At 43.5% G+C, this 9172-nt stretch carries 9 protein-coding genes; 2 read left to right on the plus strand and 7 right to left on the minus strand.

Translation table 11 applies throughout. The annotated features are described in order from the left end of the window. The first annotated feature begins 13 nt into the window (after window positions 1–13). Entirely contained in the window at window positions 14–1699 is a 1686-nt protein-coding gene (gene treC, locus L3V36_RS10495) for an alpha,alpha-phosphotrehalase (protein WP_102447351.1), read from the plus strand. Between the two features lie 144 nt (window positions 1700–1843). Here the strand turns inward: treC and L3V36_RS10500 are convergent, their stop codons facing one another. The 3 genes from L3V36_RS10500 to L3V36_RS10510 form a co-directional block, all read right to left on the minus strand. Continuing rightward, a complete protein-coding gene (locus tag L3V36_RS10500) occupies window positions 1844–2752 on the minus strand; it encodes a hypothetical protein (RefSeq protein ID WP_102447350.1) in 909 nt (302 codons plus the stop codon). Window positions 2753–2854: 102 nt separating this feature from the next. Beyond that, window positions 2855–4420, minus strand: coding sequence for a winged helix-turn-helix domain-containing protein (locus L3V36_RS10505; RefSeq protein WP_102447349.1), 1566 nt, complete (start codon window positions 4418–4420; stop codon window positions 2855–2857). Window positions 4421–4502: 82 nt separating this feature from the next. Beyond that, window positions 4503–5105, minus strand: coding sequence for a YitT family protein (locus L3V36_RS10510; RefSeq protein ID WP_016784986.1), 603 nt, complete (start codon window positions 5103–5105; stop codon window positions 4503–4505). A gap of 347 nt (window positions 5106–5452) precedes the next feature. Between L3V36_RS10510 and glyA the strand changes: the two genes are divergently transcribed. Then, complete coding sequence (gene glyA / locus L3V36_RS10515) at window positions 5453–6703, plus strand: serine hydroxymethyltransferase (RefSeq protein WP_017072688.1); 1251 nt, start codon at window positions 5453–5455, stop codon at window positions 6701–6703. Between the two features lie 337 nt (window positions 6704–7040). On the opposite strand, the gene L3V36_RS10520 is transcribed toward glyA, so the two are convergent. The 4 genes from L3V36_RS10520 to L3V36_RS10535 all read right to left on the minus strand — a co-directional run bounded on the left by L3V36_RS10520 (window position 7041) and on the right by L3V36_RS10535 (window position 8891). Next, window positions 7041–7367: a hypothetical protein gene (locus tag L3V36_RS10520; RefSeq protein WP_004736794.1), complete on the minus strand. Its 327-nt coding sequence runs from the start codon at window positions 7365–7367 to the stop codon at window positions 7041–7043. 232 nt (window positions 7368–7599) lie between these two features. Then, a complete protein-coding gene (locus tag L3V36_RS10525; RefSeq protein WP_017088997.1) occupies window positions 7600–7791 on the minus strand; it encodes a DUF4250 domain-containing protein in 192 nt (63 codons plus the stop codon). Between the two features lies 1 nt (window position 7792). Beyond that, window positions 7793–7996 (minus strand): YaeP family protein, encoded by a 204-nt coding sequence (locus L3V36_RS10530; protein ID WP_008222923.1) that lies wholly within the window; start codon window positions 7994–7996, stop codon window positions 7793–7795. A 205-nt stretch (window positions 7997–8201) separates the two neighbouring features. Next, window positions 8202–8891 carry a tellurite resistance TerB family protein gene (locus tag L3V36_RS10535; protein WP_102447348.1) on the minus strand — a complete coding sequence of 230 codons (690 nt, stop codon included), beginning with the start codon at window positions 8889–8891 and terminating at the stop codon, window positions 8202–8204. Window positions 8892–9172 lie beyond the last annotated feature (281 nt).

A 9172-nucleotide genomic window follows, 5' to 3' on the forward strand; every position in this document is an offset into this window, starting at 1 on the left:
GTGAGTGTTAGAGATGGCGATGACTGAACATGATGAAAGCTGGTGGAAAACCGCAACCATCTATCAAATCTACCCAAAGAGCTTTTGTGACAGTGGCAGTAAAGGTACTGGCGATATCAAAGGGATCATTTCGAAACTGGATTACCTCAAAAACTTGAGCGTGGATGCGATTTGGCTAACCCCTGTTTACGCATCTCCTATGATCGATAATGGCTACGATATTTCAGACTACTACGCGATTAACCCTCAATTCGGCACCATGGAAGACTTCGACTTGTTACTGTCTGAAGCGCATCAACGTGGCATCCGTATCGTGATGGATATTGTGGTAAACCATACTTCGACAGAGCATGCATGGTTTCAGTCTGCACTGGGTGACAAAAACAGCCCATACCGTGATTATTACATCTGGAAAGACCCAGTAAACGGTCAAGCACCAACCAACTGGCAGTCTAAGTTCGGTGGTAATGCATGGGAAATGGATGAAGCCACTGGTCAGTATTTCTTACATCTATTTGCGAAAGAACAGGCTGACCTCAATTGGGAGAACCCGGTTGTACGTGAAGAAGTGAAAGACGTTATCAGCTTCTGGGCTGAAAAGGGCATCGATGGTTTCCGCCTTGATGTCATTAACCTGATTTCAAAGCAGCAAGACTTCTCTAATGATGATATTGGTGATGGTCGTCGTTTTTATACCGATGGCCCACGTGTGCACGAATATCTAAAAGAGATCAGCGAAGCGGTATTCCAGAAATACGGTAGCGTGACCGTCGGCGAGATGTCTTCAACCACGTTGGAGCATTGTCAGCAATATTCAAACGTTGATAACAGCGAGCTATCGATGGTGTTTAACTTCCACCACCTTAAGGTCGATTACGCCAATGGTGAGAAGTGGACTAATGCTCCGTTTGACTTCTTACAGCTCAAGTCGATCTTTAACCACTGGCAAACGGGATTGAACGGCAAAGGTTGGGGCGCACTATTCTGGTGTAACCACGACCAACCAAGAGTCGTGAGCCGCTTAGGTAACGATCAACAATATCGTGTTGAGTCGGCTAAAATGTTGGCTGCTTCTGTGCACATGATGCAAGGCACACCTTATATCTATCAAGGTGAAGAGATTGGGATGACCAACCCGGGTTACACCGAGATCAGCCAGTATCGTGATGTAGAGAGTACCAATATGTACGACATCATGGTTAACCGTGACGGTGTTACTCATGAAGATATGATGGCGATTTTAGCGCAGAAATCTCGTGATAACTCTCGTACACCAATGCAATGGAACAGTGAGCCTTACGCTGGCTTTTCGCTATCACAGCCATGGTTAGATGTTGCGAATAACTACACTGAGATCAACGCTGAGCAAGCGCTTGAAAATAAAGACTCGGTCTTCTATTTCTATAAGAGTTTGATTGAATTGCGTAAAGAAGTGCCGGTGATTACTCATGGTAGCTATCAAGACCTACTGCCTGAGCATCCATCCATTTTTGCGTATGTTCGTGAGAGTGAAGGACAAACTCTGCTGTGCATTAACAACTATTATGGTGAAGAGGCTGAATGCGTTTTACCTGAACATTTTGAGATGGCGAAGGCTAAGAGCTTGTTGTCTAATTATCAAGTGAGCGAGAGTTTAGTGGCGTCTCATCATCAAGTTTTGCAACCTTACGAGACTCGTATTCTCTTGATCGAAGGTTAGCCTTGTTTTTATTTCAATCGGCTTGATTCTCATTCCCCTTAAAGGATTCGGCTGTTAAAAGGCTTTGGAGTGCTCCCCAAAGCCTTTTTTATTGTTTGCAGTTAGCTCGCGGTTAAGCTTAGGTTTAGTGAATCTAAGTCAAGGCTAGCTAATTGAGGTCAGTATCGCTGCTGATTCTTCAATAGTAGATTGTTCTACAGACATCAATTCAATCTGTTCAATTAAGCCGATACTTGGGTTGAACCAGCGCTCTGATGATGTGCCAAATTCTGCGGAATCCATACCTTCACAGTTGATGTTGTAGGTGTTTTTCTCCGTTAGGTTCGCAGCTTCGATCGATTTATCAGAGATCTTGAAACTCTTACGTACGCCTGTTTCTTCAATCTGTTGTTGCCATGTGACTCGGCACGAGGCGTTAGTTGGAAGGCTTTCTACCCACGAGTGGTCTTCAAAGTCATTCAGCATGTTAGCGACTGCTTCGCCATCTAACGTGACTTGTAACGAAACGGTTTCCTCACTGATATCAATGATTGGGTTACTCTCTCTTACGTCTGTTCCTTTCAAACGGAACATTGGGCTGCTGTACATCATTCTCGTGATGTATTGGCTACCAATGAAGTAAGCGTTGGTGATTTCGTGTAACCCACGGTCGGGGCCTGCAAAATAAATGCTGCCGTCTTCTTGTGTACCTTCAGCATTCGTCATGATGCCTTCAGAAACATAAAATTCGGTGATGCCGTAATTGATCAGGTCATTGATAACTTGAACGACCTCTTCATTGCCGGTCTCTTCTTTTAACCCTGCAATAATGAGTTCACCGCTTACAGGAGTGAAGTTCATTGTCATCAAGCCTTCAGTCTGACCATCTGTGGTAAATGAGTAGCCCAATGTTGTTTCTGATTTAGGGGCAAATTCAGAGCTCGCAATTGGGTAATCAACCTGATTGTTTGGACCTTTGTTATCATCTGTTGAACCAGAAGAAGAGCCGCCTCCGCCGCCACAACCATAGAGAGCAAAGAGAGAGGTCGCTAGCAGGGTCATTGTTTTTTTCATGTTGAACATTCCTAAAGTTGGAAGCCCTTGGTGGGCTCTATGTTTTTAGGAATGTTATTGTTTGAAGAGTAAATAGGGCAAAAAACGAAGTCACATAAGATCTTAATTTATGTTTAAGTTGTTTATTTTAAATGGTTTTTTGTTTTTATTTGAGAACTGTTGCCCAACAGCTGTGCAGTAATTTAGCATTAAGCTTTCCCACTGTTTTATGATAAGTGGGTCTTTAACGCTTAGCTTCAAGCTCTTCCAAGGTTGCAGGCAGGTTGATTTTGATTCTGGTTTGGATAGCCGGGCGAATAGATCTTCGGATGGAACCACTCTCAATAAGGCAACTAGAGACTCCATGTAGTTCAGGCGAAACTTCTCCATGTTGTCTTGCTTATAAGCGATATGAGAAACCATCATATAAACCAACGCATTTTCGATCTTAGAGTTGCCTGAGGTATTGGTAAGAAGCTCTTTTGCGGTTTGCAGGTCTCTTAGTTTGAAATGAATGATACCAAGCCACAGCTTCAGTTCGTCTGGTAGTCGGTTAAAACGAGTTTGAACAAGGTTAGTGAACGCGACGAGCTTCTTCTGATCTGTTTCAAATAGCGCAAGTTGACGCGCAATCAGAGTCGACGTCATGGTATTGAGCTTGATGCCATCCAGCGCTATGGCTTTTCCACTTAGCAATTCGCTGACTTCGGCATTGTCGACTGACCATTCTGGCGGTAATGGTGCTGGCAGTGCAAAGTAGTTAGCTAGCTCTCGGTTGATCTCCATAAGGCTGCTGCTGATATTATTGACATCAATAGAGTAAACACCACCAAATGCGAGCTTCCCTGAGTTTGGGTAAATCAGGCTTATCTTTGCGATAAGGCGTTTGTCCACTTCTTGATCTTTGAGCTGGATGTTAAGCAGGTAATCACTGGTACGCATGTTCTTTGCGCCCGGAAAGAAGGGAGAGCTATCAATAGGGTCAAGGAAGTAGCTTGGCGCATCTTGGTTAGCAAGATCAGTGTAGGCGTATTCAATCTGCTGTTGAAGTAATAATGCTTTTACGACTTTTCGGTATTTTCTGGAATTCTCACCAATGGCATCCAATCGGTTCAGGAGAAGCTCGACCTTAGGAATCAATCGTTGGTCACGTTCAATTTCTGAAGCGCGAGTGGGAGATTGCCAAAGCATGTAACCCATTACCGCAGTGCTGATCAGCAAAGCCAAAGACACCACGATTAACCAAGGGTTAACTGGATTAGATCTATTCCCTTCTTGACTGACTGGAGATTCCAGTTCTGCATCATTCGGTGCAGTTTCAGGGGAGGTCGCGGCAAAACTAACCGAGTTTGGGTTTAGAAAATAGCCTTTACGTGGGTAAGTCACTAGTATTTTGGTTGCGTCGCTATCAGGCAGGTGTTTTTGAAGTACTGAACGTAACGTACTGATTCGGTTGGTCAGAACATTTTTGGAAATGAAGTTGCTTTGCCAGACAGATTCAATGATGTGCTCGGCGGCGAGCGGTTGACCAACGCTGGTAAGAAATAACTCTAAGAGCTCGATAGAACGAGGCTCTAAATCAATGACCTGCTCGTCGCAGCTTAAGACTCGTGTGTTGGGGTTGAACTCCAAGCCTTCAATATAAATAGAGGCTTGTTGGTCTTTGGCGCTGGAGAGGTAATCTTGCATAGAAAAGGCGACGGTTTATAAAACCTAAATACTAGCTGTTTTTGTTACTAAAAACAGCTAGTAATTCATAGGGGGATGGGTATTAAGACGCGTAATTCACCGAGTAACGAGTAGGCTTGTGGTTCATTGCTAATACGATGTTTAATACTGCGGTGCCCAATACCGAAACGGCAATTACCCAAGGCGATACGAAGAAGCAAGACGCAAACAGAATACAGGCATCAATGCCCATCTGAGTTTTACCTACAGAGATGCCATAGCGGTCTTGGATGAACAGACATAATACGTTGAAGCCACCCAAGCTTGAGCGATGACGGAATAGGATTAACATACCTAAGCCCATTAACAAGCCACCGGCAACAGCACAGTAGATCTCGTTATGAACTTCTAGTGAGATAACGAGGTATAAATGATCGGCAAACACAGAAACTAACGCACCAGCAATTGCACTGCTAATGGCAAAACTACGGCCAAATCGTTTCCATGCCAATAAATAGAATGGACAGTTGGCCACAAAGTACAAAATACCGAAGGTTACAGGTAAGAATTGACTCAAAAGCAGAGCCAAGCCAGTAGTACCACCGGTAAGCAGGTTCGCTGACTGTAAAAAGAAGACGCCTAACGCCACTAAAAACGTGCCAGTGAGAATAGCTACCCAATCTTCTTTACGTGAGTGTTTTTCCATCGTTTTAATAATTACCTAACCAATAAAGGCGTGCATAGTAGAGAAAAACCTTAGCTTTCGGTAGCTTGAGGGGCAAAATTAAGGTAAACCTATGTAATCTGCGTTTTACAGGGTGTAAAGCGTAAAATTGACAGTAAGCGTCATCTTTGGTTGGATAAGCTTAATAACCATGATGAATCTTATATGTGATTATGAAAAAACTGCATGATAAAATTGCAATTAGCTCTTTATGACCTAGATCAAATTATGTAGAATACGTCACATCAAAACGGTGACGGAAACGTTTGCTTTCGGTCGTTGTGTGGTTTTTTTGAAACTTTCAGTACAATCTGAGTCAGGAGATACAGATGCTTAAGCGTGACATGAACATTGCTGATTACGATGCAGACCTATTCGCAGCTATCCAAGAAGAAACTCTTCGTCAGGAAGAGCACATCGAACTTATCGCTTCAGAAAACTACACAAGCCCACGTGTAATGGAAGCTCAAGGTTCTCAACTTACAAACAAATACGCTGAAGGCTACCCTGGTAAGCGTTACTACGGTGGTTGTGAGTTCGTAGATAAAGTTGAAACTCTAGCAATCGAACGTGCATGTGAACTGTTTGGCGCTCAATACGCGAACGTACAACCTCACTCAGGTTCTCAAGCAAACAACGCTGTATACATGGCACTACTGAATGCTGGCGATACTGTTCTAGGTATGAGTCTAGCGCACGGTGGTCACCTAACTCACGGTTCTCCAGTAAACTTCTCTGGTAAGCTTTACAACATCATCCCTTACGGTATCGATGAAGCAGGTCAAATCGATTACGAAGAGATGGAAGCGCTAGCTATCGAGCACAAACCTAAGATGATCATCGGTGGTTTCTCAGCTTACTCTCAAGTTTGTGATTGGAAGCGCATGCGTGAAATCGCTGACAAAGTAGGTGCTTACTTCTTCGTAGATATGGCTCACGTTGCCGGTCTAATCGCTGCAGGCGTTTACCCGAACCCAGTTCCACACGCTCACGTTGTAACAACGACAACGCACAAAACGCTTGCTGGTCCTCGTGGTGGTCTTATTCTTTCTAACGAAGGTGAAGATCTTTACAAAAAGCTAAACTCAGCAGTATTCCCTGGCGGCCAAGGCGGTCCTCTAATGCACGTTATCGCTGGTAAAGCAGTAGCGTTCAAAGAAGCTCTAGAGCCAGAGTTCAAGGAATACCAAGCTCGCGTTGTTGCTAACGCAAAAGCAATGGTGGCTGAATTCCTAGCACGCGGTTACAACATCGTTTCAGGTTCTACAGAGAACCACCTGTTCCTAGTTGACCTAATCGACAAAGACATCACAGGTAAAGAAGCAGATGCGGCACTAGGTTCAGCTAACATCACAGTGAACAAGAACTCAGTACCAAACGATCCACGTAGCCCGTTCGTTACTTCAGGTATCCGTATCGGTTCTCCTTCTATTACTCGTCGTGGTTTCTCAGAAGCAGACGCGAAAGAGCTAGCAGGTTGGATGTGTGACATCCTAGATAACATGGGTGATGAGTCTGTTATCGAAGCAACTAAAGCAAAAGTATTAGAAATCTGTAAGCGTCTACCGGTTTACGCTTAATTTTTCTGCGTAGTAATTTGAACTTCGTTGTCGAGCATGCTCACTTACATCCGTAAGCTCCGCGTGCTCTCCTAGAATTTCAAACGACTACTTTGAAAAATACTTTAAAGGGGCTCATTGAGTCCCTTTTTGTTTTAGGGAAAGGTGTTGAAGATTCTGCACCTGTTCCTTGAACTAAAGCTATTTGATTGAAAAATACGATTTGAAAGGCTCCTGTTGGGAGCCTTTTTTGTATTGGTCGGTATGAGCGTTGGGTTATCTGAGAATACAGAAAGGCAGGTAATAAAAAAGGGCTGATGTTTGCACATCAACCCTTTGCTGTTTGTTGGTATCGGTTTTACTTTTTGATGCTCAGTAAAGTACCTGACTTACATCTAAACGAGTAGTAGCTACGGCTCTCGTTGAATTTACCTAAGCCTTCGCCATCACAATAGTCGATGTTGATATCACGCATTACTTCTAGCGTATCTTCGCTGTTCAAAGCGAATTTAGAACCATCAGAACAGACGATACGAATTCGCTCATCATGGCTTACTGAGTAGATATCGACTTCGGTATTACACAGCTCAAAAGAGGCTTCACGAAAGTTGTCTTGCTGAGTATTTGAAGCGCAACCTGCAGTCAGTGTTGCAGCGAAAACTGCCAAAAGTCCGAGTCTTTTCATTGTTAATCCTTCGATACCATCAGATTGGATGATGAGTTTTATAAGCTATTTGAGGTAGCGTATACAACAATACGCTTAGGTTCAAGGAGCGTTCATTGACTCTAAGATATAAAAGTATAGATGTAGACAGATAATTTATAACTGGCTAACTACATGTTTATCCAATACGTATCACCAATAAAAAAGACCAACACTGAGGTTGGCCTTTCAAAATCAAGCTTGTTCTAAATGACTATCGAAATTGTTTGGCTTCTGGAAGGTACTCAAAACCAGCAGACGCAAGTTTAGCGATCAATGCTGCTTTGTCGATTTCGTAGAAGTTGATTACTCGATCCAAGTCACCACCGAAGTCGTCACGTAGCTTCATGTTGACGATGCTCATCAACATCACAGAGTCCATCTTTTCAAAATTAGCGAGGTTCATATTAGTCCTCGAAATCTGAGATCAGCAGATTGGCTGCGGCAAATGCAGCGCGCTCACGTGCTTCTTTAGGAAGAGATTCATCTGCAGCAAGGTCATTCAATGTTTTTACCGCGCAGGTGATCGCTTTAGGGATATAGCCTTGGTCGCCACTGCCAATTTGAGAATACAGTTCACGCACCAAATCACAACAATCGTATACTTTCATTTTTATACCTAACCAAATGATAACTGATCTCAATATACACATAGAGATAAGCAAAAACAAAGTGGATCTGATTAAGTTCAGAGTTAGTTTGTTCTTGCTCAATATCTCATTCTGTTAATGCTCAACGTATCACTTTGCTAGTCTGCTACTTAGCGTGTATTTGCGGCTTAGCATGATATTTATTGATTGGCCTAATATTGACCGCTTAACTAGATATCTGCTGTTCAAGTTGATAAGTAACTTCATCTGCAAGGTTGAGTTGCTTAGCTAACTCTTTGAGGTAGGCCTTCTCCATAAAGTTCTGCTCGTCAGCCACAATCAAAGAGGCTAAGTAGATCTCACTCGCTTGTTGAGGTGAAGTTGCGAGCTGAGCAATCTCACTTGGGTCGAGTGGCTTGTGCAGTTCTTCAGAGACCAGTTTAGTCAGTTGATAGTCCGCGCCCATATTTTCGACCGCTTGCTCGATCTTGGCCATTTCCTCCTCATCGACATGACCATCGGCTTTGGACGCAGCAATCATCGATCTTAGAATCAGCACACTATGGTTTGAGTCGCTCTCATCAAATTGAGCTTGTTCGGCATTCGGTGTTTGGCCTTGTTTAGACTGGTAATCGTTATAGACCTTGTAAGCGAGTGCACCCAGTGCCGCTGCGCCACCAATACCAGCGGCTTTCTTACCCATTTTCTTGGTTTTCTTTGAGCCCATTAACGCACCTAAGAGTCCTCCGCCAACTGCGCCTACACCGAAGGCTCCGAGTGTACTTTTACTGCTACTCTTGCCATTGCTGCCTTGAGAAAGGCCACTTAAACTTGAAGACCCTTGTGAAAGTTTCTGAGTACCTTGTTTTACGAGATCTGATTTAAGTGCTTGGTTCAGTAAGCTTTTGATATCCATCGATACCTCCAATGGTGAGCATGTCCAAAAAGTTGATGACACCAATATACGGATTTAAAGATGAACAGGGGATTAACTTACGTTATTTACTCTACTGATAAATAGAAGGGAGTTTGAAGCGAAATGACAGGCACAAAAAAGGCCACCTAATGGCTAATGCCGTTCACTTAAGAGTGAACGGCATTTTTGTTCTTAGCATACCGCTGTGGTCTAGGCTTAACTGTTCTAGGGAATGTTCTTTCCCTCCGCCCTTCAAGTATTAAGCTTTCAGCCATGTTGTG

Source organism: Vibrio sp. G-C-1 (assembly GCF_021728015.1).
GTDB lineage: Bacteria > Pseudomonadota > Gammaproteobacteria > Enterobacterales > Vibrionaceae > Vibrio > Vibrio splendidus.

Bases quoted from the DNA above. Each gene is read 5' to 3' on its own strand.
- treC (WP_102447351.1), top strand. From the start codon at position 14: ATGGCGATGACTGAACATGATGAAAGCTGGTGGAAAACCGCAACCATC.
- L3V36_RS10500 (WP_102447350.1), bottom strand. From the start codon at position 2,752: ATGAAAAAAACAATGACCCTGCTAGCGACCTCTCTCTTTGCTCTCTAT.
- L3V36_RS10505 (WP_102447349.1), bottom strand. From the start codon at position 4,420: ATGCAAGATTACCTCTCCAGCGCCAAAGACCAACAAGCCTCTATTTAT.
- L3V36_RS10510 (WP_016784986.1), bottom strand. From the start codon at position 5,105: ATGGAAAAACACTCACGTAAAGAAGATTGGGTAGCTATTCTCACTGGC.
- glyA (WP_017072688.1), top strand. From the start codon at position 5,453: ATGCTTAAGCGTGACATGAACATTGCTGATTACGATGCAGACCTATTC.
- L3V36_RS10520 (WP_004736794.1), bottom strand. From the start codon at position 7,367: ATGAAAAGACTCGGACTTTTGGCAGTTTTCGCTGCAACACTGACTGCA.
- L3V36_RS10525 (WP_017088997.1), bottom strand. From the start codon at position 7,791: ATGAACCTCGCTAATTTTGAAAAGATGGACTCTGTGATGTTGATGAGC.
- L3V36_RS10530 (WP_008222923.1), bottom strand. From the start codon at position 7,996: ATGAAAGTATACGATTGTTGTGATTTGGTGCGTGAACTGTATTCTCAA.
- L3V36_RS10535 (WP_102447348.1), bottom strand. From the start codon at position 8,891: ATGGATATCAAAAGCTTACTGAACCAAGCACTTAAATCAGATCTCGTA.